Annotated in this window: 11 protein-coding genes; 5 read left to right on the forward strand and 6 right to left on the reverse strand. The window is 70.6% G+C overall.

All coding sequences use genetic code 11. The features are described 5' to 3' along the window. The first annotated feature begins 61 nt into the window (after nt 1-61). Nucleotides 62-1,093, forward strand: coding sequence for a hypothetical protein (locus ABNF97_RS13930; RefSeq protein ID WP_130464430.1), 1,032 nt, complete (start codon nt 62-64; stop codon nt 1,091-1,093). Between the two features lie 741 nt (nt 1,094-1,834). On the opposite strand, the gene ABNF97_RS13935 is transcribed toward ABNF97_RS13930, so the two are convergent. After that, entirely contained in the window at nt 1,835-2,995 is a 1,161-nt protein-coding gene (locus ABNF97_RS13935) for a chymotrypsin family serine protease (RefSeq protein WP_130464431.1), read from the reverse strand. A 162-nt stretch (nt 2,996-3,157) separates the two neighbouring features. On the opposite strand from ABNF97_RS13935, the gene ABNF97_RS13940 reads away from it, so the two are divergent. Then, a complete protein-coding gene (locus ABNF97_RS13940) occupies nt 3,158-6,073 on the forward strand; it encodes an ATP-binding protein (protein WP_349338766.1) in 2,916 nt (971 codons plus the stop codon). A 174-nt stretch (nt 6,074-6,247) separates the two neighbouring features. On the opposite strand, the gene ABNF97_RS13945 is transcribed toward ABNF97_RS13940, so the two are convergent. Then, nucleotides 6,248-6,871 carry a hypothetical protein gene (locus ABNF97_RS13945; RefSeq protein ID WP_349338767.1) on the reverse strand — a complete coding sequence of 208 codons (624 nt, stop codon included), beginning with the start codon at nt 6,869-6,871 and terminating at the stop codon, nt 6,248-6,250. A gap of 58 nt (nt 6,872-6,929) precedes the next feature. On the opposite strand from ABNF97_RS13945, the gene ABNF97_RS13950 reads away from it, so the two are divergent. Then, nucleotides 6,930-7,154: a GntR family transcriptional regulator gene (locus ABNF97_RS13950; RefSeq protein WP_349338768.1), complete on the forward strand. Its 225-nt coding sequence runs from the start codon at nt 6,930-6,932 to the stop codon at nt 7,152-7,154. A 179-nt stretch (nt 7,155-7,333) separates the two neighbouring features. After that, the gene (locus tag ABNF97_RS13955; RefSeq protein WP_349338769.1) at nt 7,334-8,062 is read left to right on the forward strand and encodes a hypothetical protein; all 729 of its coding nucleotides are present in this window, start codon (nt 7,334-7,336) and stop codon (nt 8,060-8,062) included. 45 nt (nt 8,063-8,107) lie between these two features. On the opposite strand, the gene ABNF97_RS13960 is transcribed toward ABNF97_RS13955, so the two are convergent. Then, nucleotides 8,108-8,578: a hemerythrin domain-containing protein gene (locus ABNF97_RS13960; protein WP_130464435.1), complete on the reverse strand. Its 471-nt coding sequence runs from the start codon at nt 8,576-8,578 to the stop codon at nt 8,108-8,110. Between the two features lie 476 nt (nt 8,579-9,054). Between ABNF97_RS13960 and ABNF97_RS13965 the strand changes: the two genes are divergently transcribed. Next, on the forward strand, nt 9,055-12,390 hold the full coding sequence (locus ABNF97_RS13965) for an endo-1,4-beta-xylanase (RefSeq protein ID WP_349338770.1): 3,336 nt from the start codon (nt 9,055-9,057) through the stop codon (nt 12,388-12,390). 107 nt (nt 12,391-12,497) lie between these two features. Here ABNF97_RS13965 and ABNF97_RS13970 read toward each other — a convergent pair whose 3' ends face one another. The 3 genes from ABNF97_RS13970 to ABNF97_RS13980 all read right to left on the reverse strand — a co-directional run bounded on the left by ABNF97_RS13970 (nt 12,498) and on the right by ABNF97_RS13980 (nt 17,183). Next, nucleotides 12,498-13,694 carry a hypothetical protein gene (locus tag ABNF97_RS13970; RefSeq protein ID WP_130464437.1) on the reverse strand — a complete coding sequence of 399 codons (1,197 nt, stop codon included), beginning with the start codon at nt 13,692-13,694 and terminating at the stop codon, nt 12,498-12,500. Beyond that, nucleotides 13,691-14,506: a class I SAM-dependent methyltransferase gene (locus tag ABNF97_RS13975; protein ID WP_130464438.1), complete on the reverse strand. Its 816-nt coding sequence runs from the start codon at nt 14,504-14,506 to the stop codon at nt 13,691-13,693. The genes ABNF97_RS13970 and ABNF97_RS13975 overlap by 4 nt, the downstream gene beginning before the upstream one ends. 118 nt (nt 14,507-14,624) lie before the next feature. Further along, entirely contained in the window at nt 14,625-17,183 is a 2,559-nt protein-coding gene (locus ABNF97_RS13980) for a glycoside hydrolase family 2 protein (protein ID WP_349338771.1), read from the reverse strand. Nucleotides 17,184-17,536 lie beyond the last annotated feature (353 nt).

The following is a 17,536-nucleotide window of genomic DNA, read 5'->3' on the forward strand; positions in this document are numbered from 1 at the left end:
GAGGGGCCGAAGACTTGTGGGTAACGCCGACACACCGTCCGAGTACACGAACGCGAACTTCGTGCCAGCCCTGACCCAGAAGGCGGAGAAGCTGCGTCAGGAGTTCGTCCGGCAGACCCTCCAGGACATGAACTCCTACCTCGACGCGCTCCTGCAGGAATACAACAAGGCCAATCCGGACAGGCCGGCGTTGACCGTCACCTCCGGCGGTTTCTCCGTCATCATCAGTGAAGGCCCCGGGCTGCCGAACAGCGAGCGGCTGATCACCGAGGCGGAGATCCGGGAGTGGCAGCACGCGATCGAGCACGAACACTACGCCTGGGTCGTCCCCACCTTCGAGGGCTATCTGGCGCCTGACCCGGACGAGGCCAACGTTGCCACCGACAACCTCGGAAAGATCGCCGAAATGTTCGGCGGGGCAGCGACCGAGTCCGGGAAGCTGGGCAACCGTGATCTCGGGCTCACCGGGCTGCAGACCGTCCGCGACCAGATGGAGAATCACTGGACAGGCTCGTTCCAGCAGACCTTCATCGCCAACTTCGTCGCACCGTTGGAGAACGGGCAGGCATGCCAGGCCGCAGCGGCCCGGATCTCCAAGGAACTGCTGGAGGCCAACAAGATCAGCAAGATCGCTCAGCGGAAGGCCATCCTCGACCTGCTGGACAAGGCGATCGCCGCGCTGGGAGATCTCGGAGCGGGCGGCAAGTCCGCCAAGAGCTACGTCTGGAGCACACTGGTCGGCATCGCCACCGGCACCCTCATCGCCACCACGGGCGGCATCGCCGCCTGGATCGGTGCGGTGATCATCTCGACCAGCACGTTGGCCCAGGGGCTGGAGGTCGGCAGCGACAAGGAGCCCGTCGAGCTCGGCGGCGCCACCGCGCAGCAGGTGGCGATCGCGGTACAGCGGGCGTTGACCAAGCAGAACGAAAAGTTCGTCGAGGACGAGACCAAGGTGGCGGACGCCCTCACCCGGTTGCAGCAGGACGTCGCCGCCGCGCGCAAGGTGGTCGGCCAGCTCGGGGTGAACCGGCCCGACCTTTACGGCGCCACCGCCACCGACATCCGGCGCGGCCTGACGCCGTCGAGCTGACCACCAGCCCGATCCGGAGCAGCGGCGGCACCGTCGCCGCCTCGATGCGGTGGCATCGATTGCCGTTTGTGGACGTCGATCTTGACATGCAAGGATCTCTCGAGGGCAAAGCCCGTCTGGATTCGGAGATCCCGGTCTCTTTCCGCACTGCTCGGCCTGCGGCGCGTTCCGGGGAGCAATGCACAACAAGTTCATCGCGATCACAAAGGGCGACACCAAGCTGGTGCTGCAGACCTCGACGAACCTGGACGCCAACCAGGCGAAGCACGCGCAGAACATGCTGATCGTGCGGGATGACAGCAAGCTGTTCTCGGCCTATGTCACCTACTGGCGTCCTGGTACGCCTCCTCCGCCGACCGCCGAACCGACTCGCTCTCGTTACGCCGCCCCGGACACACCCCTGAGCAGGATGATCACGCCGCCGGGGTGTTCGACTACGACGCGCACCTGCTCGACGCGATCGCCGACCTGCGGCGGGAGGATTCGTCTTCGTCCGGGATTTCGACGGCACGATCACCGGGATCATCACGGCAGCGAATATCGTGCAGAAGCACGACGAAACTGCCAGGCCGTTCCTGTTGATCGGCGAGATCGACCAGGAGCAGTGGGCGAACTGGTGGTTGGTTGCGGCTCGTCCGGGTCCTGCTCGGGTTCGGTGGACGCGATGACCCGGTGCGTGAGCGTGGCATCGTGGCCCGGCAGCGGCACTGCCGCCGGGCCACGATTTCCGCGCGGAGCCCGTTACGCGGAGATGTCCACCACCCAGTTGCTGGACGGCGCGGGGAACAGCGTGTCGTGGGCGTGGAAGTACACGTCGTTGTTCAGGATGTCGGCGCCGACGATGATGCCGGCGATCAGCACTTTGCCGCCGACACGCTTGATCACCGCGCCGCCGCTGTCGCCCTCTGTCGCCATCACCTTCCGGTTGTCGGGACGGAGCGCGTCCAGGTGGCAGGTGGTGACGCCGTCCCTGAACACCGCACATGCGTCCCGGTCGATAACGGTGCCCCAGCAGACCTCACCCGTCACGGCCCCGTTGGTGCAGTACCGCTTGCCGAGGATCGGCAGGTCGCTGCCGCCGATCGCCTCCGTGGTGTTGCTGTTGACCGAGCCCGTGTAGGTGCGCGCGGTATACGCGCTCCCGCCGATGCGCGCGTAGTCGTACCCATGGTCGGTCCACTCGCTGTGCGCCGTCGTACCCACCGGGGTGTTCCCGTTGCGCCAGACGGTGCCGGTCGGTCCGCAGTGCCCGGCGGTCACCAGTTGCCTGACCGGATTGAACACGCTCAGGGAGCGCACGACGTAGCCGCCCGTACACCCACCGCCCAACGAGCTGTGGATGAGGATGCCTCCGTCCCACGGCTGCGTGTCGTTGGTCCGCCCCAGCCGCTGCGCGCGGGCCGCCACATGCAGTTCGACCCGGGCGCCGAACCGGTCCCTGACCGCTCGGGCGACCTGCGGGGTGATCTCGGTGACGCCGACGGACACGACGTTGCGCTCCACGTCCATGGAGTACCGGGAGATGACCGGCTTCAGCGTGGTGTCCGTCTTGATCTGTTCGCGTACCGCGTCGAGTTGCTCGGTGCTGCGCGCGACCTCGACGAGGCGTACCTTGCTGCGCTTGCCGCCGCCGGCCGTGACGCCGGTGTGTGCGGCCAGTCTCGCCCGGGCGGCGGCCCGGCCGGCGCTGCCGGCGTAGCGCACGACGATGGTGCCATCATCGTCGATGCTCATCCCGGCGAACGTGGCGCGTTCCTGGGCCACCGACCGCGCCAGCGCGTCGATGCGCGACTCGTCCACGGCCATCTCCTCGGCCGCGCCCGCTGGCGCGGCCTGGCCGCAGACCACCACGAGCAGCGCGGACAGCGCCAGCGTGCCCACCCGGGATCGATGTTTCAACATGCGCTCCTCCTTTGGTTGAACCCAGCGCCTGGTGGGCTCAGAATCGGGCCAGCCAGCGGCCGGAGGCGAGGGGTCCTGCGGTGCGGGACTGTCCCGGGCCGGCAGGCGCCCAGCCGGTACAGTTCGCATACATGCGGATTCATCGATAGGGCCGGGGTCGGGATGAGCCAGCTGCGCAACGGCGAGCGCCAGCCGGTGAACGGCGACGGCCAGCCGCCAAACGGGAGCGGCCGGCCGGTGACCGGGAACGGCCAACCGGTGACCGGCGACCGCCAGCTGACGAACGGGGACGGCCAGCTGACGAACGGGGACGGCCGGCCGGATCCCGGCGCGGCGGACACGGCCGCCGAGTTCGTGACCGCGCTGCGGCGGCTGAAAAGCTGGTCCGGGATGGGCCTTCGGCGCCTGGAGCGCCAGGCCGCGACCGCCGGACAGGCGCTGCCGCGCAGCACGATGGCGGCGGTGTTCAGCCGCGACGTGCTGCCCCGCGAGGACCTGGTCGTGGCGCTGGTGCGCGTCTGCGGCGGCGACCAGGACGAGGTGGACCGGTGGCTGGCAGCCCGGCGGCGCATCGCCGCGGGAACGCCGCGCCCGGCCCCACCGCCGGACGGTACCCCGCAACCGGTGCGGCGTACGCTGCCGATCGACCAGGCGGTCTTCGTGGGCCGGGACAAGGAGCTGGCGCAGATCACCGCCGCGGTCGCCGACGCCGCCCTGGCCGGCGGCGTGATCGCCATCCACGCGATCGACGGCATGCCGGGCATCGGCAAGACAACCCTGGCGGTGCATGTCGCGCACCGGCTGACCGACCGGTTCGGCGACCGTCAGCTCTTCATCGACCTGCGCGCCCACACGCCCGGACAGGCGCCGGTGCCGCCCGAGGAGGCGCTGGCCCAGTTGCTGGTCGCCGACGGATTGGACCCTCGCCTCGTGCCGGAGACCCTGGACGGCCGGGCATCGTTGTGGCGGGATCGGATGGCCGGCAAGCGGCTGCTGCTGATCCTGGACAATGCCGCCAGCAGCCGCCAGGTCGCCCCGCTGCTGCCCGGCTGCGCCGAGGGCCTCGTCCTGGTCACCTCGCGGCGCAGCCTGGCCGACCTGCCCACCGCGGTCCCGATCGGGCTCGATCTGCTCTCCACGGAGGAGGCGGTCACGATGTTCCTCCGCCTGGCCCCGCGCGCCGCTCCCGACCGCCGGGCGGTGGCCGAGCTGGTGCGGCTCTGCGGGCACCTGCCGCTGGCGATCTCGATCATGGCCAGCCTGTACGTGCGGCACCCGACCTGGTCCATCGAGGAGTTGATCAAGGAGGTACGTCAGTCGGTTGGCGGCGGCCCGTTGACCCTCTCCGCCGAGAGCCGCACCGTCGCCGACGTCTTCGACGTGTCCTACCAGCAGCTCACGCCGGACGGGCAGCGGTTTTTCCGCTTGCTGAGCGTGCATCCGGGCACCGAGGTCGACCCGTACGCGGCCGCCGCCCTGGCCAACATGTCGCTGCGGGACGCGCTGGCGCAGCTGGACCGGCTGCACGCCGACCACCTGATCGAGGAGTCCGCCTATCGCCGCTACCGGATGCACGACCTGATCCGCGCCCACGCCGCGACGCTTGCCGCCACGACCGATTCGGCCCAGGTCCGGCGGGAGGCGCTCGGGCGGCTGCTGGACTTCTATCGGCACACCGCCACCGTGGCCGTGCGGGTCGCCTATCCACATGCGCGGCCACCCGGCCGGGACGGCGCGCCGGTCAGCGGGCCAGCGGGGTCGTTTCCCCGCCCGGCATCAAAGTCTTCCGGCCCGGCATCGAGGTTTCCCGGTCCGGCACCGAGGTTTCCCGGTCCGGCACCGGAGTTTCTCGGCCCGGATCAGGCCGCCCGATGGCTGGACACCGAACTGGCGAACCTGCTCGCCGCAGCCGAGCACGCCACCGAATACGAGTGGCCCGAACACCTCTTGCAGCTGTCGGCCCAGTTGCACCCGCACCTGTTCATTCGCGGCCACTACCGCGAGGCCGAGGCGCTGCACCGGCGCGCTCAGCAGCTTGCCCACCGGCTGGACCGGCCGGCGGCCGAACTCGACGTGTTGATCTGTCTGGGCCACCTCTACCGGATGCAGGACTACGACCAGCAGGCCACCGATCACTACCGCCAGGCACTGGGCATGGCCGGGAATATCGGCGACCGTGCCGGTGAGCTGCACGCCCTGCTCGGCCTGGGGGCCACGCACCGGGCGCGGGGTGGTCACGAGCAGGCGGTCAGCCACTTCCAGCGAGCGCTGCGCATCGCCGAGGTCATCGGCGACCGCAACGGAGAACTCGACGCGCTCAACCGCCTGGGCGAGACTCGCCGGATACAGGGCCGCCACGACCTGTCCGCCGACAATTTCAGACGGGCGATCCAGGTCGCGCGGGCTGTCGGAGACCGCGGCGGGGAGCTGAACGCGGTCAACGGTCTGGGCCATGTCCACCGGTTGCAGGGCCGCTACCGGGAGGCCGCCGACCACTACGAGCGGGCGATCCAGCTCGCGCAGGCGGTCGGCAGCCGCAACGGAAAGCTCAACGCGCTCAACGGCCTCGGGCATGCCCTACGGTTGCAGGGCCACTTCCCGGAGGCCGCCAGCCACTACCAGCAGGCGCTGGAGATCGCCCAGGCGATAGGCAACCGCAGTGGGCGGCTGACGGCGCTGATCGGCCTCGGCCACACCTACCGGTTCCATGAGCACTACGACCAGGCCACCGACACCTACCGGCAGGCACTCGACCTGGCCCGTGAGATCGGCAGCGGCAACTGGCAGTTCGAGGCATTGCAGGGCCTGGGCCGCCTGCACCAGACCATCGGCCGCCCGGACCTCGCCCTGAGCAACCACGAACAGGCCCTCGAGCTGGCGACGAAGCTGGCACAGCCGGCCGATCAGGCCCGCGCCCACGACGGCCTGGCCCGCGCCCACCGCGACGGCGGCCGCGAGGACCTGGCCCGCCAGCACTGGCAACTGGCCCTGGATATCCTGACCGAGCTTGGCGCCGAACACACCGACGAGAGCCAGGTCAGCGCCGCCAACATCCGGGCCAGCCTCGCCGGCGGCTGAGCCCCTGGCCATCGGGGCGGCATCAGCAGCACACGACGTCCACCAGGAGTTGGTCTGGGACGAACCCGCGCTGGCGGCGGCGGACTCGCTCACCGATGCCCGGGGCGCGCCGGCCGGCGTGCCGATGTCGGTGGCGGGCCTGCATCCGTCGCTGCACCTCAACCTGGCTGGCTGCTACCGCCGGCTCGGCGATCTCGGCCGTGCCCGCGAGTGCCTCCAGCGCGGGCGGGGATCGGCGCGCTCGTCCCAGCTCTCGCCCTGGATGAGGCGCAGGTCGCCGGTGTTGCGGACGTGGTCGGTGAGGGTGATCGTGACCGTGAGGCGCAGCCCGAGGACGAGCCGGACCAGGTCGGCCAGGGGCGGCGCGTCGGGCCGGCGGGCCAGCACGAAGAGCCGGCCGCCGGGTTGGCCCCGGGCGGCCCAGCGCAGATACTCGGTCAGCGGATCGGCGTCGGGCCGGTGCAGGGTGACGGTGCCGTCCCGGAGATCGTGGTCGAGACTGCCGCCGCCGTCGAGTTCGACCAGGTCCTCCGGGCGTACGCCGAAATGGTCGGCCCAGCCGGCGAGCCGGAACTGTTCGGGGAGTTGGTGTAGCGGTTTGCCGCCGGGGTGGGTTGCCACGTGCGGCGCCGGCACCCGTCGGCCGGTCCGCCAGCCGGATGCGTCGTTGCGCCAACTCAGGTGCACGACCCGGCCGGCGAGATCGGTGATCGCGATCGCCGCCTCGCAGGGAGTCGGCGGGTGCCCCGGCAGGTGAAGCAGCGCAGCAGTGACGGGCTGCGGCCGGAGCCGGCACACTTCGGGCAGTCGGGATCGGCACGGTCGGTGCCGAGTCGACAGTCGCAGCGTCCGGGGAGTGTGTAGGCCCAAGCAGCAGTACCAGGTGCTCGCGGACGAGCTCCGTCAGAAGATCGAGTCAGGAGAGTGGCCGCCAGGCACGAAGCTGCCCAGCCGGTCGCAGCTCTGCAAGGACTACGGCGTCTCGGAGACCGTGGTCGGCAAGGCCATGATGATCCTTCGGGCGACCGGGCTGACCGAGACGCTTGAGGGCGTCGGCGTATTCGTGGCGGAGCGCAAGTAGCGAGCGGTGCGACGGCAGCGGAAGGCAGCAGCGGGGCCGCACGTCTCGACTCTCTCGAACAGTCCCCGAGTCGTCTGAGCCGGAGCCGGCCAGCCGGCACCGCGACGCGGTCCGCGGTCGGCGACACGCCGAAGCAGACATCGTCCATCTCGCTCGCCGCGAGCGAACGGATGAGCCGGTTGGTCGCCAAGCTGCTGGATCGCGGGTGCCGGAGTCACGCGCCGGATCGCTTCCCAAACAATGGCCTCAGCACATTACCGGCCATCAGGGGCTCGACCCGTTGCGTCGACTGGTCCGTTGCGACGGAATGCCCGGCGACCTGGCTTCCTCCGTGCATCGATGCCAAGCTCTTGTCCGTGGACACGGTGACGGTGATCATTACGACGCTCGGCGGCGCGCTCTCGGCGACGCTCGGCGTTCTCGTGGGCGGTCTGGTCACCCGTCGGGTGCAGGAGCGGCATTGGCTGCGCGACAAGCAACTGAGTGCGTACGAGGAGCTGTTCTCGCAGTACGCCCGGTTCATGATGGCGCTGCGGCGCGGGCACCTGGCCCGTACGCCGGTCGATGTCGACTGGGCCGCCTGGAGCGTCTCGCTCACCTCCGCCAGCCTGGTCGCTCCGCTGAGCGTGGCGCGGGCGATCTCTTCGTTCGGCAACGCCGTCGGCGTCTTCCTCGGCACGGTGGCGGCACGGGATCCTGTTACGGATCCGGTCGACGAAGAGGGTCTGACCGAGGCATCGCGTCCGGCGGCGGTGGCGCACCTGGCTCTGCTGAACGCGATCCGCCGGTCCATGGGAGGCTCGCTGGAGCAGTTGCCGTTCTACCTGGGCGGTACGGTCGGTCGCCATCCGGAAGGAACGGACCCGCCCCGGGAAACGATTACCCCCGCCGAAGAGGTCCGACCGTGAGCGGCTCTTCATCGGTCAGGCCTGCGCGCTACCTGGGTCCGGCAGTCACAACGGTCCGAGCGCGGTGTCCGGATCCGCGTCCAGCGCCAGGGTCTCCAGCACCGTCAGGAGCTGGCGTTCCTCGTACCGGAAGTGGGACTCCATGATGGCCGCCACGCCCTCCAGGTGCCGGTCCAGCTCGGACGGTGGAGCGCCCCGAGCCACCGCCGACTGGAGGCCGGACAGCAGGTACCCGATCATCGAGTGGTCCTGCCGCAGGCGGCGCAGCGTCTCCCCCAGCTCGGGATGCTGCTCGGCGATCGCCGGAAACAGGTCCCGGTCCTCGCCCTCGTGGTGTGTGGTCAGTGCCGCGCAGAACCCGTGACAGAAGAGCAACAGGTCTCTGGTCGCCGGCTCTGCCGGCGCGCCGTCGGCCACGGCCTCCCGGACGATGCGCAGCGCGTCGCGGAGCCTTCCGTGGACGCGGCGCAACTCCGAACTCCAGGCCACCAGCCTGGTCTGCTCGCCCTCACCCACAGGTGGAGGGCGAAGGGACGACACACATCGTCGTGATCCCTTCGGTCCGGCGCCTCCATGCCTGACACGGTCTGCCACCGGCACGCGACGCTGGGATCGAAGCTACCACGGAGTGCCCGGTAGGCTCCGCGGCGTACCTGCCACTCCCGCGCCCGCTGCTGCCACGGGCCGGCGGGCACCCGCCGGGCCTGGCACCGGCCGGCTTTCGGCTGGCGCCGTTGGCCCTTGCCGCCCTCGACCACGGCCCGGCTCCGAAAACTCGGCAGCCGGGTCACCGAAACTTTCGGTCACCTGACCGTCCGGGCGAGAGGTATCGCCCGGTCGGACAGGGTATCTCGACTAGCCCGCGTCACGCGGCTAACATTCGCGCGACTGGATTCGTGACAGCGATTCGGAAATATCGCCGTCGCGTCGTCCCGCCCGGGTAGGAGCCCTTGATGCGCATCGGATGTAGACCGGCAAAACCATCTCGGAAAATGACCGCTTTTGTCACATCATTACTGCTGAGCATGGCCGGATCGGTCGCGCTCGCCGCCCCCGCCCAGGCTGCGGACCGGGTCGTCCTGGCCAACGATTTCGAATCGGGTTCCTACGCCCCGTGGGGACCGCGCGGAGCCGTCACGCTCGGGATAACGGCGGAGGGACACGAGAGCGCGAACAGCCTTTCGGTCACCGACCGTACCGCGAACTGGCAGGGCGCGGCGATCGACGCGGCCGCGAGATTCGAGCCTGGCGCGACGTACATTATCAGCGCATGGGCGAAACTTCCGGCCGGTACCACCGGGCCGGCGGGCGTCCACTTCACCGTGGAGGCCACCCCGGCCGGCGGCGGTGACAACACCTACACCTGGGTCGGCGACAACGTCTCCACCACCGCGGAGAACTGGGTACGGATCGGCGGCAGCTACACCATGCCGGCGGGCCTGGCCGCGGCCACCCTCTACGTCGAGGCCGAGGGGACCACCCCGTACCTGCTGGACGACATCAGCATCACCACCCCGGATGGCGGCGGCGGGCCGGAACCCGGCACGCTCGTGATCGACACCGACTTCGAGGACGGGCTCGACGGTTGGGGGCCGCGGGACGGCGGACCGGGCGCCCCTACGGTCGCGCTGACCGACGTCGCGCACGGCGGCGAGGCCGCGGCCCTGGTCAGCAATCGGGTGAACCAGGGCGCCGGCATCGGCCGCGACGTGAGCACGGTATTCGAGACCGGCGTGACCTACGAGTTCAGCGCGTGGCTGCGGTTCGCCGAGGGACAGCCGACCGACCAGATCTGGCTCAGCCTGGCCAGTACGAGCGGCGACAGCCAGTCGTTCAGCACCCTCGCCCAGTTCGACGGGATCACGAACACCGGCTGGACCGAGGTGACCGCGAGCTTCACGATGCCGGCGGCCGACAGCGCGCTGCTCTACTTCGAGTCCCGGTGGCAGGACGGCGAGACCGGAAACACCAGCGACTTCCTCGTCGACGACGTCGTGGTACGCGTGCCGGAGCCGCCGGTCATCGAGGATCTCACGCCGATCCACGAGACGACCGACTTCCCGATCGGCGTCGCAATCGACAGCCGCGAGACGGTGGGCGCCGCCGCCCAACTGCTGACCCGGCACTTCAACAACATCACGCCGGAGAACCACATGAAACCGGAGGCGTGGTACGACGAGGAGCGCAGCTTCCGCCCGCACGACCAGGCGATCGCCCTGATGGACTTCGCCCGGGCCAACAACCTGGGCCTCTACGGTCACGTACTCGTCTGGCACAGCCAGACCCCGGCCTGGTTCTTCCAGGACGAGGCCGGCGACCCGCTCAGCACGTCAGCCGCCCACCAGCAGGTCCTCCGCGACCGGCTGCGTACACACGTCTTCGCCGTCGCCGAGTCGCTGAGTGACCGGTACGGTCCGTTCGGCTCCGCCACCAACCCGCTGCGGGCCTTCGACGTGGTCAACGAGGTCGTCGCCGACAGCGGCGAGTTCAGCGACGGCCTGCGCCGCAGCGAGTGGTACCGGATCCTGGGCGAGGAGTTCATCGACCTCGCGTTCGAGTACGCGGACGAGGCGTTCAACGACGTCCACGCGGTCGCCGGCACCGACCCGGTCACCCTGTTCATCAACGACTACAACACCGAGCAGAGCGGCAAGCAGGGCCGGTACAGGGCGCTGGTGCAGCGGCTGATCGCGCGCGGGGTACCGGTCGACGGGGTGGGCCACCAGTTCCACGTCTCCCTGGCCACCCCGACCGCCAGCCTCGGGGCAGCGCTGGCCGCGTTCGGGGACCTGCCGGTCATCCAGGCCGTCACCGAGTTCGACGTCACCACGGGGACCCCGGTGACGAGTGCGAACCTGATCGAGCAGGGCTACTACTTCCGGGACGCGTTCCGGATCTTCCGGGCGTACGCGGACGACCTGTTCGTGGTCACCGTGTGGGGCCTCACCGACGGCCGGTCCTGGCGGGTCGGCAACGGTGCCCCGCTCGTCTTCGACGACAACCTCCGGGCCAAGCCCGCGTACCACGGCGCGGTGGACGGCGAGCTTCCGGCCCGGCTGCGTACCGCGAACGTCTTCGCCGGCGACGTCGCCCTCTCCGGCACCGCCACCTCCGACCTGACCTGGCGCAAGCTTCCGCTGCACCCGGTGGAGGACCTGGCGAAGTTCCAGCTGCGCTGGGCTCCGGACCATCTGACGGCATTCGTCACCGTCTCCGACCCCGCCGCCTCGGCCGGCGACCAGGTCAGCTTCGTGCTCGGTGACCAGACCTACACGGTGGCCCGGAACGGCACCGGGAACGTGCCCGCCGTGGCGAAGGAGCGCAGCGGTGGCTACGACATCGTCGCCCACCTGCCGCTGACCGACGCGGCCGAGGGCGACACGGCCACCCTGGACGTCCGGGTCGGCAACGACGGTCGTACGGCCGTCTGGAACGCCCCGGGCGCGATGGGCACCCTGGCCCTGGTCGAGGAGCTGTCGTACCTGGAGGTCACCCAGGCCCGTACGGCGCCGGTGGTCGACGGCGCGGTGGACACCGCCTGGGCCGACGCCCGCGCGGTCACGACCGCCAAGGCGGTCTCGGGCACGGACGGCGCGATCGCCACGGTCCGTACCCTGTGGCGGGACCAGACGCTCTACGTGCTCGCCGAGGTCGCCGACCCGGTCGTGGACGTCTCCGGCTCGGACCCCTGGACCCGGGACTCGGTGGAGATCTACGTCGACGGTGGCAACGTCAAGAACGGCCCCTACCGCTACGACGACACCCAGATCCGGATCAACGCGGAGAACGGCGTCTCGTTCGGCACCGGTGACGAGGCGTTCCAGCGGGGCCGGCTGACCAGCGCGGCGGTCCGCACCGACACCGGGTACACCGTCGAGGCGGCGATCAGCCTGCTGGAGTACGGCGGCCTCGGCACGTTCCACGGGTTGGACTTCCAGGTCAACGACGCCACCGGCGGCAGCCGTACCGCGATCCGGAACTGGGCCGACCAGTTGGGCACCGGCTACCAGACCACCTCGCGTTGGGGAGTGGGTCGGTTGGTCGGCCCGGCCGACGGCAACGTCGATCTCGTGGTCGAGAACTTCACCCAGTGGGACTCGGACGAGGGCGGCGGCTACTGCGCGACCGTCGTCGCCACGAACAGGACCGACAAGCCCGTCGACTGGTACGGCTACGTCGAGCTCGGCGGCCAGATCTACACGGCCTGGAACTTCGCACGGCAGCTCCAGGACGACGGCACCTACCGGATCCGTGGCGATGCCTGGAATCGGACCCTCAAGCCGGGCGCCAGCACCTTCAGCGTGGGCTACTGCGCCAACAACCGCTGAGGAGGTTGGGCGGTTAGCAGGGGGCCCTTCCTATCCAGAAGGCGATAGGAAGGGCCCCTCCTTTCACCTGACGCGGAGGTGGTCCACGACGCGGGTGCCGGGCTGCCTCAGTGCCGCCGCCCACGACCCTGCCGTACGGCCAGCGGTGACCCACCACGGCGCTGCCGTACCGAGAGGATCGTCGCGCCCAGCACGCCGGCACCGAGCAGGATCACCCCGGTGGCCGTCGCGACCCGCATCCCGAGGCCCGCCTCCGGGATGAGGAAGCCCGCGAGGTCGACCAGGAACGACGCGGACGCGACGACGGCGAGCGCCGCCGCAACCCGGTTGAGCCGGCCGTCCAGCTGCGCGGACCGCACCGACGACTCCGACAGCAGCGAGGCCCCGACGTGGTTGAGCAGCCGCTCCGCCCGCTCGTGGGTCCCGTCCAGCCCGATGATGTCCCGAGCGGCGAGATAGGTGGCCCGATGCCCCTGACCGGACTCGACCCGGTACGCGTCGAGCTGGTAGTAGTCGGTCCAGACCGCGTCCAGGAAACGCCGGAACGTCACGCCCTCCAGCCCGAGCGGGGTGGTGGCCCGGGCCAACCCGCCCAGGATGCGCCGGCCGCCGACGATCGCGTCGACCAGGATGGACTGCTGGGCGACCGCGATGTCGGCCGGCTCCAACATGGTCAGCAGGGCGCCGAGATCGTCCCCGGACGCGTCGGCGTCCCAGGCATAGGTGTACGGAAGCAGGATCCGGCACCGGGGCCCCATGACCAGATCCGGCACCCGCGAGTCGGGACTCCACCCTGGACGGGGCAGGACGAAGTGACAGTTGTACCGGACCGAGCGGGGGTCGATCGACGTCCAGTCCCGCGTCTCGTTGAGATCCGGCGGTAGCACCAGCCGCTCGAAGAGCCCGGCCTCGACGGCGGCGGCCAGCACCTCCGCCAGGATCGGCGCGTCCGCCTTGCGCAGCGCCCCGTTCACCTCGGCGTCCAGGTCGGCCAAGCCCTGCGCGTCGAGGTCGCTCAGGTCCCGCGCATGCCGCAGCAGGTAGCTCACCAGGACGGCGCCGGCGGCGAGTGCCCGGGCGTGACAGCGGACGATCGTGATCCCGGGCAGCGTCACCGCCGGCCGGATCAGGTCGGTCAGGTCGACCTCGACAGTCCGGTCGGGATTGTAGGCGAGCGAACCGAGGGTGCCGGGTACGAGGCGCACCTCGCCCCGCTCCGGCACCACGAACGAGGTCAGCGACAGGTTCAGCGAGGCGTAGTGCAGCGGGTACGCCCGGGTCTGCACGTGCAGCACGTCGGTCACGCCCCGGCCACCGCCACATGCTCGGGCACCAGCTTCGCCTCCGGCACCCGCACCTCGCCGAGGTACCGACGCTGCACGTCCTCCGGGCTGTGGTTGGTCACCGGCCGGCCGAGGATCCCGGAGATCTCGCCCATGGTCAGATAGCTGGCGTCGTCCGGGACGTTCCGGGTCCGGAACCAGGCGCGTTGCGCCGCCAGCACCGCATTGTCCGCTGTGTCGGCCGGCCAGTAGCTGACCAGGTCGAGTCCGGCACCCAGGGCCCGCCCCAACCCGATGACCTCCCGGGCGGACCGCTCCGAGAGGTAGAAGACCAGACCCTCGGCGACGTACGCGACCGGCCGCCCGGCCGCCCAGTCCCGGGCGTAGGTCAGGAGGTCCCGGCGGGCGTCGGGATCGTCGAGATCCACCCCGAGGTGGGTCACGTCGCGCTCGTCGAGCAGCCCCGCGGCGGTCAGTTCACCGGCCCGTCGGCGCTTCGCCGCCACCATCTCCGGCAGGTCCACCTCCAGCGCGGCGCTGACCGGCAGCAGCCACGGGTACGCCGAGAAGCCGGCCCCGCACACCACCAGCACCGTGGCCGGGTCCCGCTCCAGCCGCCGGGCCAGGGTGTCCCGGATCAACCGGCCGCGCAGCGAGACGACGAGGTCGTCGTACGGGTACACCGCCTCGGCGTACTCGTCCCACAGCCCGCGTACGGTCGGGCGCTCCGGCTCGGGAATCCAGTGCATGGCCGTCGGATCCCCGGCCAGGTCCGGGAGCCGGGCCCGCGATTCGTTCACCAGGTACGCCGTCGCCGCTACGCCACTGTCCATATCCCCTATGGAATCACGGGTGATCCACCCAGCCCCGGCCGGCCGACTTACCCACCCGTGCGCGGACGGGGTGTCAGGAAGGGCCCCTTCTACACCAGAAAGCGATAAGAAGGGGCCCTTACACCCGAAGCATGTCGTTGACGCAGCGGAGCACCGGAGGGGTGGTGAGCGCCGCCGGGTCCAGTGCTGCCGTGGACCGGACGGTGAAGGTGGTCGACTCCCCCGGCAGGAGCGTGACCAGCGCCTCGTCGACCTCTGCGGACGGGTCGAGCCGGTCCGGGGCGAGCACCAGGTCGCGCAGGATCGTCCGGGCGGTCACCCGGACCCGCACGCCGTCCGGCGACGGCTCGACCGTCGCGTCGTAACCGGCCGGTGGGTAGGCCAGCTCACGGTCCTCGGCGAAGAACCAGAAGGCCCGCTCGTCGTCCCCGCCGTCGGGATTGGCGACCAGCAGCTCGGCGCGTCGGTCGTCCGGGGTGGCGAGGTCCGCCGGCAGCGGCCAGGTGTGTTCCGAGTACGGCGGCACCGCCAGCTCGACCGACGCCTTGGCTCGCGGCTCGCCGGCCAGGGTCAGCCGGGTCACGTCCACCCGACCGGTCCACGGGGCACCGCCGTCGTTGACCGCGACCAGGGCCAGCCCGCCCTGTCTCGGCTGGACGGTGAGCAGCCGGTCGGCGTAGGCGCGGCGTAGCGCGTACCAGAGGGGTTTGCGGCGGCCGTCGCCGTCGACGGCGGCCCAGGAGGTGACCGGCCAGCAGTCGTTGAGCTGCCACACCACGCTGCCCATGCAGACCGGCCGGTACGACCGCAGGTGCTCCACCCCGACGCTGATCGCCCGGGCCTGGTTGAGCTGGGTCAGGTAGTGCCAGTCGTCGAAGTCGCGCGGCGCCGGCAGGTGGGCGACCAGCCCTCGGGCCAGCTTGCGCCGGCCGTCCCCGGCCTTCTGCCGGTGCGCCATCGCGAGCGAGTCCTCGGCCAGCCCGCGCGGATCGGAGATCGCCCGGCGCAGGGTGGCGAAGCTGGCCGGGCCCTGCCAGCCGAACTCGGCGACGAACCGGGGCAGGTAGTCCCGGTAGTGCGCGTAGTCGAGCTGGTTCCAGACCGTCCAGATGTGCATGCTGCCGTGCGCCGGGTCGTTCGGGTGGATCTCCGGCCGCCCCGACCACGGACTGCCCGGCCAGTACGGCCGGGTCGGGTCCAGCTCGGCGAGCAGGTTGGGGAGCAGCGCGAAGTAGTAGCCGGCGCCCCAGCTCCGGTCGGCCAGCTCCGCCTGCCAGCCCCAGTCGTGCCAGCCCCAGATGTTCTCGTTGTTGCCGAACCAGAGCACCAGGCTCGGATGGCTGGCCAGCCGGACGACCTGCTCGGCCGCCTCGGCCCGGACCTCGGTGCGGAACGGCTCCTCCTCCGGGTAGGCGGCGCAGGCGAAGAGGAAGTCCTGACCGACCAGCAGGCCCAGTTCGTCGGCGAGATCGTAGAAGTCCTCGGACTCGTACCGGCCGCCGCCCCAGACCCGCAGGAAGTTGACGCCTCCGTCGCACGCCTGCCGGAGCCGTCGCGCGTAGCGCTGCCGGGTCACCCGGTGCGGGAAGCAGTCGTCCGGGATCCAGTTGACGCCGCGGGCGAAGACCGGCAGGTCGTTGACGACGACGGTGAACGCCGAGCCGTGCTCGTCGGCGGCGGTGTCGAGGCGTACCGAGCGGAAGCCGATCCTCCGCTGCCAGCCGTCCAGTTCGCGGTCGCCCGTGTGCAGGGTGACGGCGAGCGGGTAACGCGGCTGGTCGCCGTACCCCCGGGGCCACCACAGCTCCGGGTCGGCGACGGTGACGGTCAGGTCGACGCCGCGCTGCCCGGGCTCGAGCACCGCCTCGACGACCTCGCCGGCCACGGTGGCCCGGACGGTGAGCGGTGCGTTGGCCTCGCCGCCGTCGACGACGTCGACGGTCTCGGCGGCGTTGGCGGCGTTGGCGGCGTTGGCGGCGTTGGCGGCAGCGAGGTTGGCGGCCTCGGCGGCGTCGGCGCGGTCGACCTCGACGCGTAGCTCGACCCGGCCGTCGGTGCCGGCGACGGTGACCCGGGGGCGTACCTCGGCCAACCGCGCGGTCCGCCAGGTGCGCAGCCCGATCTCCTGCCAGATCCCGGCGGTGACCAGCTCCGGCCCCCAGTCCCAGCCGAAGTTGCAGGCCATCTTGCGGATGAAGTTGAACGGCGTCGGGTACGCGTTCGGTCGGGCGCCGAGCCGTCGTCGCTCCGCCTCGGCATACCGGTACGCCGAGTCGAACCGCACCCGCAGCACGTTGTCGCCGACCCGCAGCGCCGACCGGACGTCGAAGGAGTAGCTCCGGTGCATGTTGGCGGTGCGGCCCAGTTCCACGTCGTTCAGGGTCACCGTCGCTACCGTGTCGAGGCCGGCGCAGACCAGGTCCACCCGGTCGTCGTCCTCGCCGCCGTCCCACCGGAAGGTGGTCTGGTAGCACCAGTCGGTGCGGCCGATCCAGCCCAGCGTGCGCTCGTGCTCGTCCAGATAGGGATCCGGGATCAGTCCGGCGGCGAGCAGGTCGGTGTGCACGCAGCCGGGCACGGTGGCCGGAACCGGGGTGGAGGCGACCGGCTCCGGCAGCTCCGGGTTGCCGGTCGCGGTCAGCGACCAACCGTCGTGCAGGCTCTGCCAGGACGTCACGGGCACCTCGGGGAAGTACGCTCAAGGCATCGACGAATGTCGACTGAACCGGATAAGTAAAGTCACCGTACGGGCGCCCCTTCACCCTGTCAACGGTCCGCGATCCGACCACGGACGGCCTGTAGTCGATGGCCGAGTGGTCCAGATCACGCCCGAACCAGCCTTCCTCTATCTCGAAACTTCCGGAGGCTCTCCGTGGCCCGAACCGGCCGGCTGGCCCTGTCGGCACGATAACCGCATCGCTATGCTTAACCGGGAAAGTTCCGCGCCGACCCGGGTTAGGGTCGGCGCGGATGAAACTGCCGACCCGGGTTCGGGTCGTGCAGACGCAACTGCCGACCCCGGGTCGGGTC

Origin of the sequence: Plantactinospora sp. B6F1 (genome assembly GCF_040120695.1) — a bacterium.
Classification (GTDB): Bacteria; Actinomycetota; Actinomycetes; order Mycobacteriales; family Micromonosporaceae; genus Plantactinospora.

Bases quoted from the DNA above. Each gene is read 5' to 3' on its own strand.
- ABNF97_RS13940 (WP_349338766.1), top strand. From the start codon at position 3,158: ATGAGCCAGCTGCGCAACGGCGAGCGCCAGCCGGTGAACGGCGACGGC.
- ABNF97_RS13965 (WP_349338770.1), top strand. From the start codon at position 9,055: ATGACCGCTTTTGTCACATCATTACTGCTGAGCATGGCCGGATCGGTC.
- ABNF97_RS13975 (WP_130464438.1), bottom strand. From the start codon at position 14,506: ATGGACAGTGGCGTAGCGGCGACGGCGTACCTGGTGAACGAATCGCGG.
- ABNF97_RS13935 (WP_130464431.1), bottom strand. From the start codon at position 2,995: ATGTTGAAACATCGATCCCGGGTGGGCACGCTGGCGCTGTCCGCGCTG.